Raw genomic sequence first — 19,952 nt, forward strand, 5'->3', positions numbered from 1 at the left:
CTACACCTTTTAGTTTTGCCCTATATCAGTTTCCTGGATATGTTTCCATACCGGTGTAGGTTACCTCAAACCCTGTGTAGGTGATTTCGTGGCCATCTAGCGGATCTTCTATGCAATCAAAATTATCGACAAAGAATTCTACCACCAGGTCTCCTAACTCAATCATGTCGCCATCCCTAAGGGCCTGACGTTTTTGAGGAACAAGACGACGACAATTTAAACGGGTCCCTGATTGACTACCAACATCAGCAATGAAAAAACCAGACTCAGGGGTATGACGAATCACTGCATGACATGGAGCAACAGTTGCATTGCCGACTGGCAATGCGCAGGTTACGGATTTTCCTAATAGCCAACATGCACCCACATGGGTGAGATTTAAAGTTTCAGAACTGCCCGTATTAGAGACTAAAAATACAGAAGAATTAGCGATGATCGCCTGAACGTAAAAAGGTGTATTTTGACAGCGTTCTTTAACTGTCAAGATAGAGTCGGCAATTACATTAGCCGTTTCAAAATCATTTTTAACATTATTAAACAGCGCATCCCAAGGAAGTGATAAAACATTTTTGCTGATAAGATCACCAGCTGTTTCTTTAACTGCCTGGTTATCGGATAGGAAAGCTCTAAGCGTGGACATGGACAATGACTAAACAACTTAACAGCAAGAGGCTATAAGTGCGGTCGATTGTCACCCTAATTCAGTAGATTCACATATGAATTTCCCAAAGAATTGAGAAATCATTAATGAGGTAGAAAAATAGATTTTAAAGTCAGCTAATGAAAAATTGCTGCTCACCTGTAGCAATACCCTCATTGTCTAAGATTGAGAAAATCTCTAAAAAAATCTAGCTACAACGGTGGTGGGACATACATAAAGTCCTAAATATACTTAAGTATAGTTTTAGAACTTTCTCTACAGGTGCTCAGCAATTCTATGTATAGGATATGAACCTATCAAAAGTATTGCCTTCTTTATATCTTTTGTTTATTAAAGCCTGTGCTTTCAAAATAAGTAATTTGGCGGATACCGTTTTATGGAAGCTTTAAAAGCCACAAGTAAATATTAAAATCCCCCAAGATTGGTATATGCAGTCCTGAATCCGTAAAGCTGTACTCATAGGGGTTTCAGCGTCTTGAAAGTAGACAGTGTAGAAACCATCACATCCCCTTAGTATCGTCATGACACAGCTTAAATTAACTGTACCTATTAAGTAATTATTAAGCAGCTTTATTTTTCCTGCTATTTTCTGGAGAGTTCCTGCTGTGATCAGTGCCATCATCCGTGCTCAACCCCCTCTAGATTTTATTCCCGAACGCTTTAATCCATGGGTGCGACGTTTTGTGCGAGTAGCTTTGCCAGGCTGGATGCGTTGGCAAACTGATCTCGTAAACATCAAGGTCAATAATGCCGGGGTTCTCGCCAAGCACTACGCAGAATTTCAGGCAGGGCATAGCAGATTGATTCTGGCTTTCCGGCATCCTGCTCCTGAAGATGCCTATGGCATGGCACATTTGCTGTGGAAAGCAGTGCCACAATCGGCTGTCCAAATGGGAAAAAAACTGCAGCCTGTGCACAGCCACTTTATCTATGACCGGGGCATTCCCCTATGGGCAGGGAAGTGGGTTGGCTGGCTATGTTCTCACTTGGGGGGGGTGTCCATTCAACGCGGTAAGTTAGATTTAGTCGCCCTAAAAGCCGCACGGAAGCTTTTGGTAAATGGGAAATTTCCCTTAGCAGCCGCTCCAGAAGGGGGCAATAATGGCCATAACGAAATTGTCAGCCCTCTAGAACCGGGGGTACCCCAACTGGCTTTTTGGTGTGTGGAGGATCTGGCAAAATCCCAGCGGTCTGAACCGGTTTATATCGTGCCATTGGGAATCCAGTATCGATACATCAATCCGCCGTGGGATGCTATTGACGAGCTGTTAAGCCAATTAGAACTTTATAGTGGTTTATCGAGTACTGATGAAAAATTTGTCCCACCTGTGGAACTACCCACAGCTCAAATTACCAATCTCTATGGCCGTCTCTATCGCTTAGCTGAACATTTACTCAGCTTGATGGAGAGCTACTATTACCAAATCTATGGCCTAGAACAACTCGATACTCCAGAAGCTAAAGATGCTAATGCACAGCTGGCTTTACGGTTAGAACACTTGCTCAATGGTGCGTTAGCAGTAGCAGAAAAGTATTTTAATTTGCGGCCCAAAGGCTCTGTGATTGATCGTTGTCGCCGTTTGGAACAAGCTGGCTGGGAACGTATTTTTCGCGAAGACTTACGTAATGAAGCGGCGTTGTCTTCAGTGGAACGAGGACTAGCCGATCGGATTGCGGAAGAGGCGGACTTACGTATGTGGCATATGCGTCTTGTGGAAAGTTTTGTGGCAGTAACAGGCCGCTATGTCTTAGAAAAACCCACAGCCGATCGCTTTGCCGAAACTGTTTTATTGATGACTGATATGGTCACTCGACTCCAGGGGAAAACACCCTTCCCGAGGCCTTCTTTAGGTAAGCGAGAAGCTCAGGTAATAGTTGGAGAACCCATTTGTGTCAGTGAGCGCTGGGATGATTACAAACAAAGCCGACGTAAGGCAGTGTCAGCATTGACCAAGGATCTCCAAACAGCTCTTGAAAGCTTAATTGTGGATTCGTTTGAAGACCAGAATCGTTGATGAGATTTTGAGATCACAGTCAGGGAGCAAACATCACTATAGTTGACTCTTTTTTGTAGCTTTGATTAGGGCAATATTGATCTGCCAAGAAATCGAAGACTGAGATTGCAGCTGTCTTGTAAATGCCTGTCTCACGATCTCCAAGTTCTGTTCGCTCAAAGCCTTAGCTAAATGGGTCATATAATGGGACTCAGTATTAAACCATCGAGCTTTTATTTGAGAGGTAATGGGTAACTCAGTTTGGAGTTCTATTAGCTCAACAGTCGGCATCAGCGGCGTGTTCTCAAACCATGTAGTCACCGCATCTATATCCCAATATTTCTGACAATCACTAGTGTAGAGATCGTCTTCAGCCTGTTGTAGCCTTTGGAATAATTTAGGCGATATGCTCTGATGAGTCAGTAGGGAATACAGCCGTAACGTGCGGAAGGGAATCGTTTCAGCCAGCACCATATACCCGTTAGGAGCAAGGTAATCAGCCAATTGATTGAGCACTTGCTGTTGGTTGGGCAAGGATTTCAAGGCATTACGCCCCACAATGCCATCAAACAAAATACCTGATGCTTGAGTCGCTAGGGTTTTAGCTAAGGTATGCAGCGGTGTCGATAGAAATGTAGGTCGAGCTAACGCTGTCAGTGCCTCAGCTTGTTCGCTCAGAGCAGCATAGGTTTCAGTAGAGGTACAGGCATACACTCCACCTTCGGGCACCTGGCGTAGAGCCTCCCAGGTTAAAAGGCCGGCATTGAGGTCCAGCAAAACGTGGTGGCGTTGAGGCTTTAGTGTGGAGTAGATGCGATCGCACACCGCCCTCAACTGCTCCCCTGCATTGCCCAAAGTCCTTTGCAACCATTGCTCTTGCCCCTGATCCGTCGGCCCAAATGTCAGCACTTCGGGCAAATCCGCCTCCATCACCGCTGCTAGCTGAGCCTCTCGTTTACGGGCAACCTCTAGACGAATAGTATCTTCATAGCCCTGATTCGACGGTTGGAAAAACACTTTGCCCTGGAGACCTGTGGGTAAATATTGCTGCTCCACCCAATGATCGCGATACGCATGGGGATACAGATATCCCTGACCATGGCCAAATTCTTTCTTATCCCGATTTGCATCTCGCAAGGGATTGGGCACATCGGCTTCCCGTTCCTTTTCCACCGTGGCTAAGGCATCAAAAAAGCCCATGACACTGTTGGACTTGGGACAGGTAGCTAGATAAAGCGCCGCTTGAGCCAGCGGATAGCGCCCTTCTGGCATACCCACTCGGTCAAACGCCTGGGCACAGCTATTGGCCACCACCATTGCATTAGGATCTGCCAGACCTATATCTTCTCCAGCAAAAATCACCATACGACGAAAAATGTAGCGGGGATCTTCACCGGCATAAACCATGCGGGCCAACCAATAGAGGGTGGCATCGGGGTCAGAGCCGCGCATGCTTTTGATAAAGGCACTAATGGTATCGAAGTGCGCATCCCCCTCTTTGTCATAGAGGACGGCTCGTCGCTGAATTGATTCTTCGGCAACAGCTAAAGAGATGCTTACCTCAGGCGTAGTTTCGACCGCTAGTTCTAGGGCATTGAGCAGGGCACGGGCATCGCCATTGGCGACATTAACCAGGTGATCTAAGGCATCTTCGTCGATTTGGATGGTGCGATCGCCATAGCCCCGTTCTTTATCAGTCAGCGTTTGGTAAACAATCTGCCGTAAATCATCGGGTTCCAGAGACTTTAGCTGAAACACCCGCGACCGACTGACTAAGGCTTTATTCACCTCAAAGTAGGGGTTCTCAGTAGTCGCCCCAATTAGAATAACGGTGCCGTTTTCTACCCAGGGTAAGAGGGCATCTTGTTGGGATTTGTTGAATCGGTGAACTTCGTCGACAAAGAGGATGGTGCGCTGACCGTGCTGGCCGCGAAGGTCTTGGGCAGTTGCGATCGCACTCCGAATATCTTTCACCCCAGTCAACACGGCATTAATGGCAATAAAGTGGGCTTTGGTGGTGTTGGCAATCACCTGAGCCAGGGTCGTCTTGCCTGTCCCCGGTGGCCCGTAAAACAATAACGACGATAGCTGATCCGCCTGGATAGCCCGACGCAGCAGACGACCTGGCCCCACAATGGCACCCTGCCCCACGTATTCATCCAAATTACGAGGACGCATCCGGGCAGCCAATGGTGCTTCCGCTTCGATTAGTGTCTGGCGATGTTGCTCAAAGAGATCCATGGAAATGGAGAATTTTGAGTGTTGAGTCTTGTAGAGCTTTGCTCTTCTCAGCTAGCTGAGTATTTTAAATTGACTGTTTATGCTTTAAACATTGAGATTCAAATAATTTGGCTCCAAGAAAGCCGTTGCTCTAGAAAGCAAAAGCGCCCCCATAACATGGAAGCGCTTTCAACGTTATCTAATCTAGTTCAGCAAGCTTCAGAATCTGATATCTTACTCAACTCAACACTAAAGTTATGAGGACCAGATACCACCAGCAATTTCCTGCAAAGGTAGCAGGTGAGGAGTTTGGCAAAGTAGATAAGCGAAGAATGCACCGCTGCAACCGCCTACTAAGAAGCCGCTAGCAAAGTTGCTCCAGCCTTCGCGATTAGAAAACGCTTCAGGAGGATTAGGAGTAGTCAATGTACCCTCGGGACCATCGGGGCTAGTAGCGCTGTAAATAGAAATAGCTACAGTCAAAATAAAGACGAAGCTAATTGCTGCAATCACACCAGCCACAGTGCTGTAGTCACTGGCACGTAGTGGGCCAAGAACGGCAAAGGGACCGTAGAACCAGTAGCCGTGAGCAACGCCCACTTCTAAGCCGCGGCTAAACGGAGACAAACCTGCGCGGTAGGCAGGCAAATTATTAATGTAAGTACGTGCAACCGCAGAGGAGTTAATCGGAGTCGCAACGTCACCCACTTCGGGAGCTCCAGTTGCGCTTGCAAAACTAGTTGCCATAAGAACGTCTTCCTATGTAATGGACAGTCGTAAGACGGGAAATTCGAATTTATAACGCCAGCCAAATCGCCAAGGATAACAATCCTTCGCAGCCACCATTTTTAGAGAGGTAGCCGCAACGACATGACCCACTAGCCCCTTTAACAGGAACTAGCTGCATCTGAGCCCAATACTCTCATAGAAGCTAACCAAACATGGTGAATGCAACAGTTTTGTTAAGTACAAACAAGCAGAACGTTAACTTACTTAACAATCGACAGCTTCGGCAGGGGGTAACACGCCATAGCTAATGGGTCTGAAGAACCCGTCTTTAGTCAACTTCGGCTCACTTCGATGCAATGCGTCTAAGTACATAGGTTTGGTCACACACCACCTACACTTCGTAACACTCATGGGCGTTGATAAATGAACTAGCCACAATCAATATGTGTAGCGCTATTAGCATCTAACCTGTGGAGCGTGGTATGTGGCTGAAAATTCCGATTGATTTAGAAAATGAAGCGGCTAATGTCCATCTTTTGCAGGAATTAGATCGCTGGATAGAGCTGGGATTGTTATCGGAAGCACAGGTCATCAGTCTTGGCCGCAAGTTATGCAGTCCTTTACCCATTGCCCATAAAGCACCTACGGCAGTGCAGCAGAAATCTGTCGAGGTCAATACTGAGGTAAGGAGATCAGAGACAGCCCCTCCTGAAACTCTGACTGAGGTCCCGACGGCTACAGGTCAGCCATTCTTTTCACGCTTCAAGTCCCATCTAGTGCAGTCATTTTTGGCAGAGGTCAGCGTGCTATGGCTGCTGTTTTTGGGCGTATTTTTGGTGGTGGTGTCGTCTGGGGTGTTGGTAGCCAGCCAATGGCAATCCTTTTCCATCGTTGGCCAATACAGCATTTTGTTGGTGTATACCCTGGCCTTTGGGGGGGCAAGTCACTGGGCAGCAGGTCAGGCCAAACTAAAGACGACGGCCCAAATGCTAAAGGCGACAACGCTGCTCTTGATTCCCCTAAATATGTGGATGATAGACACCTCAGGGTTAATCAATACGACAGCAGGGCTGGCCATTGTAGCGAGTATTGGCTTGAGTATATTAACCCTGGTGTTAGCCCCACAAAGAATGATCGGGTTAACCGTATTGGGCCTAAGTTGGTTGCATTGGGGATGGGGATTCGCGACCTGGCCTCTGATCGCCACCTATGTGGGCACCTTGAGCAGTGCAATCAGCCTGGTCCGGGACATGCCAAAGATAACGGCTGAGGAGACGGGTGAAGATCGTGAGGCAGAATCTCAACCTCAAGGAATTTTAGTTGCGATCGCACTCCTCATTCTTCTAGTACGCAGCGTATGGATTGCCCAAATACCCATAGCCCAGTTGGGCCTGGCCATGGGCCTCTGCGGCTGGGTACTGCGCAGGCTTTATCAACGATATCCCCTGTGGCCCCAGTTAGGAGCCGGGTTAATGCTACTGGGCTGGCTTGTTTCTGTCATCCCATATCCACTACAGGCCCTGGGTATCAGTGGACTCGCCATCTGGCTATTACTAGAACAGCTGGGACAACACACCCAAGAACGAGACCAGCTACGTACCCTATCGAGACTTTGGTTAGTGGGATTACAAGCCTGTGGTTTGGTTTGGTTAACCTTGCCTGGTCCCCTGCGGCAGACAATACTTTTGGCAGTTGGCAGCCTTAGCCAGGACCCCGTCAGCACGATCGAGTTTTCAGGCCTATGGCTTTATGGCTATGTTGGCCTGATGGTGGTGGGAGCCAAGAGATTTCGGCAAAAAGAACACACTGCTTGGGCTCAACTGACTGAAAACCTAGCCATGGGACTCAGCCCACTATTAGTCCTGTTAATAGTCCCCCAAGCCCAATCATTTTTGTTGATGATGAGTTTGCTCGGGCAAACACTCACGTTAGGTGCCATTACTCGCCTGCGACGCCCTGCAACCAATTGGTTGATTTATTGCACACACATTTCAGCACTGGCAACCGTGATCAGTGGTCTCTATGTGATTAGCGGTTGGTTTGGCTATTGGAACCGGTGGCAGGGCGCTTTAGTTTTCTTAAGCCTGATGACGGTGGAATGGATCGCCAGTGTTGCTAGCCACCGTTATCCCCAATGGCGACAGTCATCGTGGTATTTGGGCATAGGTCTAAGCATCATTGCCTATAGTCTTTTGCTAGATAACTGGGGCAGCTGGATTAACTTGAGCTGGTTAGTTGTGCCGGGGCTATTAACGTGGTTGGCATACCGACGCCAGCTCGTAGCCCAACCACAGCTGGTCACCACAGCGCTGACGGTCCTTGCTTTAGGCAGCCAGATATTACTCATTAGCTCCTGGCCCATGGCAACGGTTGCCTTGTTCACCGGGGCTGGACTGCTGTATCTCCATAGTCAGCGCTGGCCTACGCAGACATTTCTACCAGTCATAACCATCGGCTTTGCCCTGGGGGGCGGGCACGCAGCTGCCATCTGGTTGTGGCTGATGCCAAAAGTATGGCCCGAGAATGTTGCCTCGCTATTTTTAGTGATCGCTCTGTTTTCTGGAGGCCTTAGCATTTTGGCTCGACAGCTCAAGCACCAGGCCCAACCTTTGCTACGGGCCTATGGCAACGCCAGTTATGGCTGGAGTCGAGCATTAGCAGTTGCCTTAAGTTTTGACCTCACACTGATCATGGTGCTGAGCTACAGCCTAAATTATCCATTTGCTGAGGCCCAAGCAATATCACCGGATGTCGCCACATTGCTGCAATATGGTGCAGCAGCCATGGCCCTCATATTGGCCAGGTTTTTCACTGAGCGGCGGCTGAGCAATCTAGACTACTGGGAAGTCTCCCATGGAGTGGGTCTCCTCGTAGCCATGGGTCTAACCCTATGGCATCAGGAGATGAAGCCCCAGATGCTGGCTACAGCCATGGTGGCATTAGGGCTAGGCACCCAGATGCTGGGGAGTATCTATGTCGCGAAACATCAGCGCAATTACCCATCGAGCTGGCACTACATTCCACTGGCTTACGGTGCTTTAGGGCTAGTCCTTAGCCATCTGAACTTCACAGCAATAACAGGCGTCTATTCATTCGTTGTTGGCATTGTGGTTCTCGCCATTGGCAGACGGCAGACAGATCTACGACCTTTAGGTTATGGCGGTCTTGGGCTGCTTTCTTTAGGCACCTATGAGCTAGTTGTCTATCAAATGCTACAGGCCAGTGGTGGAGAACCAGGAGATGGGTTGACGCTGTTGGCTTTAGTGGGTAGTGCGATCGCACCCCTATACCTCCTAGGCGATCGCTGGATTCAGCGCTACAGCAAGTTAACAACATCTGAAATTGCAACAGGCTCCTTACTCCATTGGCTGTTGTCCGTCATGCTAGCAGCTCTGGCCATGATCAGCGGGCACAGTCAGTTAGGCGTCTGGCTTTGGTTGAGTACCTCCTGCTTTCTGACTCTCTACGCGTTGTTAAGAGGTAATTCTCGTTGGTTTCCGGCCTATGCCACTAATGCCAAAAGTGGGCACATTGTTCAGCTCAATGGCAATCATCACAGCTACAGACAATGGACCTGGAGCGGTCTGGTGATTGCCACTATCGCTGTCTCCTATGGCGTAGACCATCTCCTATCACACCTGACTTTATTGCGCGGCTGGGGTGCTTTATTCGCCTGTCTTTTCAGCTTGATAGCCCATCGCCTCCCCTGGCAGCGCTGGGGGTGGCCGATGCGCCCATGGCAGCGGATAGCCATTGTTTGGCCGGTTTTAGCTACGCTCTTAAGCATAACGACCATCACAACCCAAAGCCTGCTGCTGATAGGAGCCTTTTATGCAGCGATGGCTAAACAACTGCGGGCTGTACGCCTCAGCTATTTAAGTCTGGGGCTACTGAACTGGGCCTTACTCCGCTATCTTTTCGACCAAGCATGGCTCACACCACTTTGGCTAGGCACCATGATTGGAATATCGGTGCTGTACATTCTAGAAGTCGACCCCCGTTGGCAACTGGTTTCCGCTCGTGAAGAACGCCATCGCCTACGGAGTTTGGCCACATTATTAATAGGGCTAACCGCAATTTTTCAAGCTGAAACCACGTCAGCTCTCTTTATTAGCCTGAGTCTATTGATTAGTTTTGGCTTTATCGGCCTGGGCTTATTCACTCGAGTACGCGCCTATCTATATGTGGGCACCCTCACCTTTAGCCTGCAAATATTGCGTGCGATCGCACTGTTTATTAGCACAGACGGTCGTATGCTTTGGGCCATCGGCATCCTACTTGGCATCGCCCTAATCTGGGTAGCCGCTACGTTTGAAGCCCGTCGAGCGCAAATTAGTGAACTGCTCAATAAGTGGGCTTATATGTTGCAAACCTGGGAATAAGCAAAGCATAGGCCACCCACATAGCAACGCCTCCATCATTTAACGCTACCCTAGCATTCATAATGAACTTCGCAGAGTAAACCAATGGCCGCAAATTTGGAGAAAATGCTGCAGTTTATCGATGAATACCAACAGCAGCGGCCCAAGGCGACTTCACTGCAAATAGTGCGGTCTTTACGGGCCTATACCCGAGCATCCTATGCCAATACATTTTGGGAGATGGTCGCAGGTAGCAACCCAGACTTTGTTAAAGGCGAGCTGGATGACCAATCCGTTGAGATCATGGGTCAAAGCATTGATTTTGCCCATTTTATGGCAGCCTTATCAGATCAGACCTGGGGAGGAAATCTCACATCTACCCTCAGCGACGGATTTCTTTGGATCACGTCGAAAGTAATGACCGGCCATGGTTACGACAGCCGCGAATACACGGCAGCCATTGGGGATACGGCACAACCCATCGAGGTCTACCTCGATAAATATGGCCTCACCACCTATCAACCAGAAACCTTAAGTGAACTGTTGGGGAAATTTGCTTCTGAACAGGACTATGCATCTGACTTAGTTGCCTTCGCTGTTGGGCGACTGCTGTATGAAAACCCTAGCCTCTCGGTTAAAGCTGCCATCTTAGAGGCCAATTGGCTCAACTACTCTGGCACAGTCAAACGTTACCTAGTGGACATGTTTGGAGCCAAAATTTCGGCCAATGGGGTTATTGTCAACGGCGAACAAATACGCACACGTATTTACGAACGGATTCGCGCCTATCTACTGATCAAACGCGATGTCATTAAAGGCAGCATCTTCCATCGCACTTATCGGCAGCGTATTCGTCCTGCTTTGATTAACCACGCTACCGACTACTTCATCAAATATCTACAGCAGGCCTTAGTTCAAAGCCCCCAACCTGAGAGTTGACGGTTCAACAGGAGTTTTTTATCGAAAGTCAAACTAAGAATAGTTCATAATAATTCGTCAAAAGAAAAATCGGCTCTAGAGCAGAACCGATTCAAAAAGTCTTTTGACTTTGCGTTTATCTCTCATTTGGAGGTGGCTGAAAATGCGTTGTGCACTAACTAATCAATCTCCGTACGACATTGTAACAATCAGTACAATTTTTTCTGTGATGAATCTTTACTAAATTGCAATAAGTTTGTGTAGGCGTTACTCGGTAAAACTACCCAAAGATTGACAGCAAATGAGTCCATCCATCAAATCAAGTTAGTGCAAGAACCAAAAAAGTCATGAAATCCTGACATATGAGCCCTAAAAACTCTGCTTATGGCATCTCAGTCAGCTGACAAATCCTAAACTCAATGGCTGAACTATTTATCAAACCCATGGATAAAGATAGGAAATTACCTGGGTAATTAAAGCTAGCAATCCCATGTGTCTCAACACAGTAGCCACTTCCACGGTAAGGACTTCCGCAAACCCAACCCTTGTCAAGGATAATGAGGAAAGTTTGCTAGCTCATATCTTCTTGTCCCACTCCTTCATATATTCCTTTGCAAATTACGTTTCTTGGTACTAGTTCTGGTGTCCCCACTAGGGCACGCAATGTGTCAAGCGTTGCGCTACGCCTACCTCAGCGCGCTGAAGTATGGCTGCTTGATTGTGGAGAAGGAACCCAACACCAGTTTCTTAAGAGTGATCTAAAGTCCAGCCAAATTCGGCGCATTTTCGTCACCCATATGCATGGGGACCACATTTTTGGTCTGATGGGACTGCTGGCTAGCTGTGGTTTAGCCGGTAATGTATCGCGCATTGATATCTATGGCCCGCCTAAGTTAAACGAGTATTTGCAAGCCTGTCGCCGCTACTCGCAAACTCATTTTTCTTATCCCATCAAAGTGCATACGGTGGAACCGGGTAAGGTATTGGATGATGGGGAATTTGCGGTTTACTGCCAACGTTTAGAGCATCGAGTACCTGCTTTTGGCTATCGGATCGTAGAAAAAGATCGAACCGGTCATTTTGATGTGAAGCGCGCAGCTGCCTTAGGCATCCCCCCTGGCCCCATTTATGGCCGTCTCAAACGCGGTGAGGCGGTTACCTTGGCAGACGGTCGAATGATTAACGGCTCTGACCTATGCGGTGAGACCATTCAGGGTAGAAAGATGGTGTACTGTACCGATACAATTTTTTGCGATCGCGCCATCGAATTATCAGAGCACGCCAATGTACTCATCCACGAATCCACTTTTGCCCATCAAGATGCTGAACTCGCCTACCAGCGTCTTCATTCCACATCCACTATGGCAGCCCAAGTAGCCCTAGCTGCCCAAGTACAGCAGTTGATTCTCACCCACTTTAGTCCCCGCTACGCCCCAGGCAACACAATTCAGCTCAAAGATTTACTCTTAGAAGCCAAGGCAATTTTTCCGAATACGCTTATGGCCCACGACTTCTATGTCCATGATGTGGAGCGGGCAACAGCTTAATCAGACAGACAACTTTAGAAAACTAATTTGCGCTGTGCTGGTTGTTGATGGCAGCTTTTTGAGCATTCACATTACGTTTTAGCTGATGCTCACCACGGGGGTATTCGTCTAACCGTGTTTTGAGCCTGCCAAAATGCTCATTATTGTTGATCGGCATATGGGGAGCCGGTAACTCATCATTGGGCCAAGTATCAATATCACCGCAGGGGCAGAGTTGAGCAACAGGCATCACAGTCTGCATAGCTGTCGGGATACTACAGCGGGCACAGTCAGTGATTTCCCATGCGGGTGACAACAACTGCTCAATGGTTTCTTGGGAGCCATCTAGATAACAATCCCGTCCACCCACAGACATAATCGCTTGCCAACAATCTTGAAAAGCACGGCTAAACTGATTGCCTTCTAATACAGGACTAGGACGATGAGTAATCTGCCGGTTGTTGATATGAACAGGCTTGCCAAGCTGAAACCAATAGGCAAGATAGATTTTTACTTCGTTAGGAGACGCCATAGACCACCTCGCACTGTGAAATAACCTTTTGCTACAGCACGGTGACTGTCACAGCTTCATCCTAACGCCTGATTTTTATAAGTCTTGAGACATTAATCTATTTTCAAGGTCTGTGATGTGTCCACATAATTGGGTTCTCCCAAGGTTTTTACCTCAGTGTTTATGTGGTAGCGGTGTGCCTATACGTTTGAGATCAAGGGCATACCCCCCTGTCACTAGATAAAACTCGGTTGCGATCGCACCAATCCGACGCACCAAATATCCCAAACGATCACGAAATATACGGCCCAAGGGATAGGCAGGCACAATCCCCCAACCTGTTTCTTCCGCGACTAAAATCACATCACAAACAGCCAGGTCCAAAGCTGTTAACAATTCATTGACAGACATTTGCCAGCAGCTATCATCTTCATCCAGACAATTAGCTAACCAAGTCCCTAGAGAGTCAACTAACAAACAACTATTAGCCTCAGCAGTTTGGATAGCATTCGCCAAATTTTTCGGAGTTTCTAACGTCTGCCAGCTCTCAGGACGACGAACTCGGTGTTGCTCAATACGCTGTTGCCACTCAACATCATCGACTGACACGGTCGATGTAGCCACATAGATAACGTGCTTATGGGTTTGTTCAGCCCAATGCTCAGCCCATTCACTTTTACCAGAGCGGGCAGGCCCCGTCACCAAAATCAATTGAGGCATTAAATCCAGTCATGGTTATAAGTTTGAGGATTCTCGCTATTAGCTGTGTCATAGCCTTCAAACAGCCAAGCGAGAAAAGAAATGAGTAACCCAACCGCTGGCCCTGCCCCAAAAATAATAACTTCGACGCCGCTCATGGCTAAACCTCATCTGTTGCCTGTGCCAATTATTTCACTGGTACACTCAAGCAACATCAGCGCATGCACCTAAAACGGAAGTCTAGAAACTATAGGTAGCTAGGTAAGTTAGCGGATCAGTCAGGGGCTGGCGTATGTTGACGGCGTTCTAACCACCATAAAACCGTAATCCAAATAGTCACCAGAACCAGGGCTGCCACTGTAAATTGAGTGACCCAACCCACCAAGGTAGCCAATGGAATCAAACGGCCTACAAAAAAGGCCAAGCTCACCATCGCTGTTCCCCACAGGCTAGCTCCCAACAAATTACACAACAAAAATTTCCAGTAAGGCATCCGAGCGATACCTGCTAAAGGCCCTGCGAAAATACGCAACAACGCTACAAATCGGCCAAAAATCACAGCTTTGTCAGCATTTTGACTAAACTGCTCACGAATTTTAGCGAGGGCAGCTTCATCAATACGAAAGAAAGTGCCCAACTTTAAAAGCAATGGCCAACCACCGTAAAACCCAATCCAATACCCCATGCTGTCACCAATAACGGCACCTGCGATCGCGCTCGATAAAACCCAACGATAGACTAACTCTTCACTCCCCGCTAAAAATCCACCTACCAATGTGACTGTTTCCCCCGGCAAAGGTAGTCCCATATTTTCGAGCATAATGCCAAAAAAAATGGCCCAATAGCCATAGTCCTGAGCCAATGTTTGGATCGTTTCAAGGGAAAAGAAGTCAAACGTCAATGGGACAGTGTGCATAGATACAAGTTTATCTTTCGTTTATTTTATTCATTTTTCTTACAAGTGTGAGGGCTGACGTGATGCAAACCACTGAATTTCATCTAGACAGCCTCTAGCGAAACTATTTCTATACAAATGAATACCCAAAAAGATCCTAAGTAATACCCATAACACTGGCTAAAAATAAAAAACCCTCCCAGTCGGGAAGGCTAATGACTAAGTTAAAGTATTGATTACGGAAACCCTTAAGCCTCGGAAAAACTGGCCATAGGTGTAGCCCCTAACATCGACTGAGGGAATGTAGGTAAATCCAGACAGTGCTGAGTACGGCGAGTTCTCACAGCCAACCGATAGCTAACATTTTGCAACTCAGCATTCAGTTGACGGTTTTCTTGCTGAATACGAGCAACTCGATTTTTTACCTCCAGCATACGCTCAGCAAACTTTTGCTTATAGATTTTCGGTAATTCCTGAACGACCTGCTCAAGCATACGAGTACGGTCAGTGAGCTCTTGAACAGTCTGCCGCATTTGATGATTCTCTTCATCTCGACTCTCGATTTGTTCTTGATAAAACGCTACCTGAGTTTCTACACCTTGCAGCTGTTCTCGTAGAGCCCTGACCTCAGCCTGATGACGCTCAGAAACATCCGTCGATGGCAGAAAGTCTTGATTCCCCTTTACCAGGCGAAACAATTCTTGGGATAGCTGTTGGACTAGCTGATCCCGCATTTGCAATTCTTCTTGCAAGCGAGCAATTTCTACCTGGGAATCAGACGCTTTCAACTTAGTCAATTGGGGCACGAGATCACTCCTAACAGTAGTAACGATAACTTTTCAAACTGTCGTCAATTGATTCAGAGTATTGACCAGCACAATGACAAATTTCCTCACAGATTAGTTTTGAGAAAACTGGCAGTCATACCGAAATCATTTGAGCGTAAGTGTAACAGCAAACATTGCACAAGCTGGCAGCCAAACATTTCAACGTTAGTTAAAGTAAAGCCCACCAATACACCCTAAATAACAGAACAAAAAATGTTTACTAACTTCAAAAGCATTGAAGCCAACACCTAAGTGCCCACAAATTTAGCATCAATTTCGCAAAATGCAAGGTTTTTATTCTATAGGTTTGTAATTTCCTGCAAACTAAGAGGCCGCAGCCTTTTGTCATAGCTGCGACCACTTAAAGAAATTAGCTTTTAGAATAAGGCCACCGAACCAATTACTGACTTAGGAACCTAGAGGTGCAGCCTGAGGAGGAACTTCATCAGCTTCAGCTTCTTGGGGCTCATCAACCACCAACGTTAAGTAGCGAATGATATCCTCACTCAAACGCATATCGCGCTCCATAGGGGCAATAGTATCCCCAGGAGTTTGGTAGTTCATTTGAATATAGATCCCTTCACGGTAACGATTGATTTCATAAGCTAGGCGTCGCTTACCTCGGTGTTGGGTTTCTAATACCTCACCACCCTTATCCTTAATCATGCCCTGGTATTTACCAATGGTATTATCCACGGCCTCATCACTAATGTCAGGCCGAAGAATATACATGGTTTCGTAAAAATGGCTCATACTGCTCCTTATGGACTAAATGGCTTGACATGCTTTTTTGTCAAGCAAGGGTCTTCCATATTAGCAGCAAGGCATCACCATTTAAAAAATTTAAAATCGCCAGATAAAACCGTCAGAGGAGTCTTGAGCTGCCAGCATTCGGTCTAAACCAAAGTCTTAAAAGCGGCCAAGTTGTATATGCACAGCTTCCGAAATGGTAGGAATTTCAGGATAACGTCCCATCACACACTGAGCGATGGAGTAGATAACAGCTGCAAGACCACCAAATAGCAAGACATTATAGAGCGTGTCACTAATTAAACCTAAACCTGGCAAGTTGATCAGGCTCAGGATAACGCTTCCGATGGTAATCATAAAACCAATCAGAATTGACAATAAAGTGTTGAATCGAATGAAGTGACTGATATTGGGATTGCGCACCACAAAGAAAAATAGTGCAAAGAAGACAACAATCGAACCAAAACCAAACGGCACCAGACTATAGAGAAACTCAACTGGTACGACAAGAGCAATAAGGATAGTAGCAACAGGCTCCAGCACTGGGAAATTGCTAATCAAGTTAACAAAGGCCCCCCAAGGAGTTGGGCCAACTCGAAGAGCGTCTAATAAAGCGATTAGATAAGGCAAAGAACCTAATATCTTGTCAGAAATTTCAGTGGTGCTACGCCAAGTCATATAATGCTCAAGTGATTTTTGCAAACCTCGCTCTCAGCATAGCGTAGCTTGATGCTAATGCTCACACTGTTGAAATGACTCTATGTTAGCCAACCGAAAGCCCATCTGACATTGATACTGAGGCAGTGGTGTAGCAGACTCCAATTGTCTGGCACAGCCTAGCTTCCCATCATTAAAACGAGGTTGACCGCTCTGATTTGCCATTAAGCAGCTGGCACATACAGATGCTGACGGAATCACCTGGTTGTCTAGCAGAATCACCAACATAGTATGACACCCCACCAAGAACAGGCTTTAAGCCTATCTTAGGCGAGGTATCAATTTATTGGGCATAACTTTATCCAGTTTTTACTGGTCTGGTAAAGTCTTTTTACGATGCGGGTGTCTCAATTCGACGACGACGATGACGACGATGACGATGACGACGAGGTTCTTCTTCAGCCAGGTATTGTTCCTTATCACCCCGCATCCAAACAGGGCGAGTCTGGTCATAGGCCATTTGCAAGGCCGCTGCTGCCACTGTGTGAGGATCGTAATCTTCAGTGAGTTGAGAGACAATGGGCAAGAAGGAAGCCAGCCGCTCACTGGTAACAGCTTCTTTCACTTGAGTCTGTAGTTTTTCTAGGGAGCGAGCAGCAATTTCTGCCCGAGTTGGCACCTTACAAAAAGCTAGCTCCTGCTTCAGATGACGCTCAATTTGCCGCAACTGATACTTCTCTAAAGGATGCACAATGGAGACAGCTCGCCCTTCTTGCCCGGCACGCCCAGTGCGACCAATGCGATGAACATAGCTGTCCTGATTATCAGGTAGCTCATAGTTGATTACATGGGTCAGGTTATCTACATGAATGCCTCGAGCAGCAATGTCAGTAGCTACTACCCAACGTACCTGGCCCTGCTTAAAGCGTAGCAGCAGCCTCTCCCGCTGAGCTTGGTTAAGGTCACCATGGTATTCATCCACACTATGACCTGCAAACTGTAATTGACGAGTCAGTTCAGCTGCTGTGCGTCGTGTCCGCACAAAAATAATCGCTGACTCTGGATCTTCCATTTCTAAAATTGGCATCAAAGCCCGTGGCTTACTCCAACCAGGGGGAACTACATAGGCTAGCTGAGTAATGCGCTTAGGTGCAGTATTTTGAGACTTAACCGTCACCGTCACCGGCGACTTTAAGAACTTAGCCGCCAACTCACGAATTGCCGGTTCCATAGTAGCGGAGAAAAAGGCAGTCTGTCTCTCTGCTGGAGCATGACTCAGGATGTTTTCTACATCCTGAATAAAGCCCATGTTGAGCATTTCATCAGCCTCGTCTAACACTAGCCAACTCAGTTGCTCAAAACTTAGAGCCCCACGGCTGAGCAAATCGAGCACGCGTCCTGGTGTACCAACAACCATATGAACACCACGGCGAAGCTGACTAAGCTGGCGTTCGATAGACTGCCCACCATAGACGGGTAATACCCGTAGCTGAGAGTTGTATTTGAGACCTTGCACTGCCTGGCAAACCTGCATAGCAAGTTCACGGGTTGGAGTGAGCACCAATGCTTGCACAGAACGCTTGTTAATGTTGACCTGTTCCAAGATCGGCAAGGAGAAGGCAGCTGTTTTGCCAGTGCCTGTTTGGGCTAGTCCCACTACATCATGCCCAGCAAGCATGTGTGGAATAGCTTGAGCCTGGATGGGTGTGGGCTCCTTAAAGCCAAGTTCATCCAAATGTTGCGCTTGGGGTTCAGATAACCCGAGGTCAGCAAAAGACAATGTCATTTAGACTCCTTTGAGGTCATTGAGTGCAGGCGGGAATTTCAAAGAGAAACACTTACGGGCGCTTGGACCGCAACCGAGGCATCGTCAGATAGGACTGTACCGAACAAGTCATAGGTATCAGCCCCGTGAATTTGCACAGGTACTATCTGAGCTAAAGGCGGCGAACCTTGCACATACACAAGGCCATCAACATCAGGAGCAAACCGAGCAGAACGGCCAATGCATTCACCTTGACTTGGGTTTTCTTGCTCGATTAAAACATCCACAACTTGACCAATCTGAGCTTGATTGCGCCTAAAAGAAATCTCTTGTTGAGCCAGCATTAGCTCTTCCCGCCGTTGATGCATAATTGCTGGATCAATTTGATTTGGTAATGTAGCTGCTGGAGTCCCCTCTTCAGCAGAAAAGGTAAATACACCGACATGGTCAAACTCATGACGCTGCACGAACGCTTTGAGATGTTCAAAGTGAGCATCTGTTTCACCGGGAAAACCAACGATGAACGTGGTGCGCAGCACCGCACCAGGCAAAGCAGTCTTTAAGTGCTGAATGATTTCATCATTCACACGCCCTTGCCATGGACGATTCATAGCTCGCAGAATCTCAGGGTGAGAATGCTGTAGAGGTAAATCTAGGTAAGGTAAAACATTGGGTGTATCTCGAATCGCGTTAAGCACTTCCTGGGTAAGACCCGTGGGATAGGCATAATGCATACGAATCCACGGCACATTTACGTCCCCCAAAGCCCGCAACAGCTCTGCCAATTTGGGTTTGCCATAGAGATCAACACCATAATTAGTGGTTATTTGGGAAATCAACACTAATTCTTGAACCCCTTCTGCGGCCAGCTGATGGGCCTCTGCCACAATTGATTCAATGGGGCGAGAACGTTGGTTGCCACGCAAGTGGGGAATAATGCAAAAAGCACAGCGATAGTCACAACCTTCTGCCACACGAACGTAGGCAACGCCTTCACTAGTTGTGCGATAACGGGGCACTGTTTCATCTGCAATGTAGGTAGGCTCAGCAGAAACAGCCTTAACTCGCTCACCAGCTTCAGCCCGCTCAATCACATTAACAATGCGGTGATAGTCCCCAGTCCCAACCAGCGCAACGGCTTCTGGAATCTCATCTAGCAGCTCTGACTGAAAATGTTGAGCTAAACAGCCCGTAATAACAATTTTTTTGTCAGCTTCAGCTAACTCTACTAGCGTTCTAACCGACTCTTGCCTTGCAGCTTCGATGAAGCTGCAAGTATTAACAATTACATAGTCAGCAAGTTCTTCATTGGCGTCAACCTGATAACCGGCCTTAACCAGAAGGCCTAACATGTGCTCGCTATCGACTCGATTTTTCTCACAGCCTAGGTGAGTAATAGCAACGGTTGGTTTACGAACCATAAATTCTTCTATACAAAA

General features: G+C 47.3%; 16 protein-coding genes. 4 read left to right on the forward strand and 12 right to left on the reverse strand.

Annotated features, from left to right (window positions below; genetic code table 11):
* Window positions 1-25: 25 nt before the first annotated feature.
* Complete coding sequence (locus SPB21_RS18305; RefSeq protein WP_163661838.1) at window positions 26-640, reverse strand: FHA domain-containing protein; 615 nt, start codon at window positions 638-640, stop codon at window positions 26-28.
* 626 nt (window positions 641-1,266) lie between these two features.
* Between SPB21_RS18305 and SPB21_RS18310 the strand changes: the two genes are divergently transcribed.
* Window positions 1,267-2,676 carry a 1-acyl-sn-glycerol-3-phosphate acyltransferase gene (locus SPB21_RS18310; RefSeq protein WP_163696656.1) on the forward strand — a complete coding sequence of 470 codons (1,410 nt, stop codon included), beginning with the start codon at window positions 1,267-1,269 and terminating at the stop codon, window positions 2,674-2,676.
* Between the two features lie 36 nt (window positions 2,677-2,712).
* On the opposite strand, the gene SPB21_RS18315 is transcribed toward SPB21_RS18310, so the two are convergent.
* On the reverse strand, window positions 2,713-4,896 hold the full coding sequence (locus SPB21_RS18315) for an AAA family ATPase (protein WP_499867364.1): 2,184 nt from the start codon (window positions 4,894-4,896) through the stop codon (window positions 2,713-2,715).
* A 234-nt stretch (window positions 4,897-5,130) separates the two neighbouring features.
* Window positions 5,131-5,622 (reverse strand): photosystem I reaction center subunit XI, encoded by a 492-nt coding sequence (locus tag SPB21_RS18320; RefSeq protein ID WP_163696660.1) that lies wholly within the window; start codon window positions 5,620-5,622, stop codon window positions 5,131-5,133.
* Between the two features lie 464 nt (window positions 5,623-6,086).
* Between SPB21_RS18320 and SPB21_RS18325 the strand changes: the two genes are divergently transcribed.
* The 3 genes from SPB21_RS18325 to SPB21_RS18335 all read left to right on the forward strand — a co-directional run bounded on the left by SPB21_RS18325 (window position 6,087) and on the right by SPB21_RS18335 (window position 12,430).
* Window positions 6,087-9,986 carry a hypothetical protein gene (locus tag SPB21_RS18325; protein ID WP_499867365.1) on the forward strand — a complete coding sequence of 1,300 codons (3,900 nt, stop codon included), beginning with the start codon at window positions 6,087-6,089 and terminating at the stop codon, window positions 9,984-9,986.
* A gap of 84 nt (window positions 9,987-10,070) precedes the next feature.
* Entirely contained in the window at window positions 10,071-10,904 is an 834-nt protein-coding gene (locus tag SPB21_RS18330; protein ID WP_499059358.1) for an FHA domain-containing protein, read from the forward strand.
* A gap of 590 nt (window positions 10,905-11,494) precedes the next feature.
* Window positions 11,495-12,430 carry a ribonuclease Z gene (locus tag SPB21_RS18335; RefSeq protein WP_163661861.1) on the forward strand — a complete coding sequence of 312 codons (936 nt, stop codon included), beginning with the start codon at window positions 11,495-11,497 and terminating at the stop codon, window positions 12,428-12,430.
* A gap of 22 nt (window positions 12,431-12,452) precedes the next feature.
* On the opposite strand, the gene SPB21_RS18340 is transcribed toward SPB21_RS18335, so the two are convergent.
* The 9 genes from SPB21_RS18340 to rimO all read right to left on the reverse strand — a co-directional run bounded on the left by SPB21_RS18340 (window position 12,453) and on the right by rimO (window position 19,934).
* Complete coding sequence (locus tag SPB21_RS18340) at window positions 12,453-12,941, reverse strand: hypothetical protein (protein ID WP_499867367.1); 489 nt, start codon at window positions 12,939-12,941, stop codon at window positions 12,453-12,455.
* A gap of 153 nt (window positions 12,942-13,094) precedes the next feature.
* Complete coding sequence (gene cobU, locus SPB21_RS18345) at window positions 13,095-13,640, reverse strand: bifunctional adenosylcobinamide kinase/adenosylcobinamide-phosphate guanylyltransferase (protein WP_163661864.1); 546 nt, start codon at window positions 13,638-13,640, stop codon at window positions 13,095-13,097.
* The gene (locus tag SPB21_RS18350) at window positions 13,640-13,777 is read right to left on the reverse strand and encodes a hypothetical protein (RefSeq protein WP_163661866.1); all 138 of its coding nucleotides are present in this window, start codon (window positions 13,775-13,777) and stop codon (window positions 13,640-13,642) included. The genes cobU and SPB21_RS18350 overlap by 1 nt, the downstream gene beginning before the upstream one ends.
* Before the next feature lie 116 nt (window positions 13,778-13,893).
* Window positions 13,894-14,520: a DedA family protein gene (locus SPB21_RS18355; protein WP_163671556.1), complete on the reverse strand. Its 627-nt coding sequence runs from the start codon at window positions 14,518-14,520 to the stop codon at window positions 13,894-13,896.
* Between the two features lie 242 nt (window positions 14,521-14,762).
* Window positions 14,763-15,320: an Npun_F5560 family protein gene (locus tag SPB21_RS18360; RefSeq protein ID WP_163661868.1), complete on the reverse strand. Its 558-nt coding sequence runs from the start codon at window positions 15,318-15,320 to the stop codon at window positions 14,763-14,765.
* A 429-nt stretch (window positions 15,321-15,749) separates the two neighbouring features.
* On the reverse strand, window positions 15,750-16,094 hold the full coding sequence (rpsF, locus tag SPB21_RS18365; RefSeq protein ID WP_163661870.1) for a 30S ribosomal protein S6: 345 nt from the start codon (window positions 16,092-16,094) through the stop codon (window positions 15,750-15,752).
* A gap of 156 nt (window positions 16,095-16,250) precedes the next feature.
* Window positions 16,251-16,769: a Tic20 family protein gene (locus SPB21_RS18370; protein ID WP_163661872.1), complete on the reverse strand. Its 519-nt coding sequence runs from the start codon at window positions 16,767-16,769 to the stop codon at window positions 16,251-16,253.
* 370 nt (window positions 16,770-17,139) lie between these two features.
* Entirely contained in the window at window positions 17,140-18,534 is a 1,395-nt protein-coding gene (locus SPB21_RS18375) for a DEAD/DEAH box helicase (protein WP_006515861.1), read from the reverse strand.
* 38 nt (window positions 18,535-18,572) lie between these two features.
* Window positions 18,573-19,934: a 30S ribosomal protein S12 methylthiotransferase RimO gene (gene rimO, locus SPB21_RS18380; RefSeq protein WP_163661876.1), complete on the reverse strand. Its 1,362-nt coding sequence runs from the start codon at window positions 19,932-19,934 to the stop codon at window positions 18,573-18,575.
* Window positions 19,935-19,952 lie beyond the last annotated feature (18 nt).

Source organism: Leptothoe sp. ISB3NOV94-8A, from assembly GCF_043421595.1.
Classification (GTDB): domain Bacteria; phylum Cyanobacteriota; class Cyanobacteriia; order Phormidesmidales; family Phormidesmidaceae; genus Leptothoe; species Leptothoe turfae.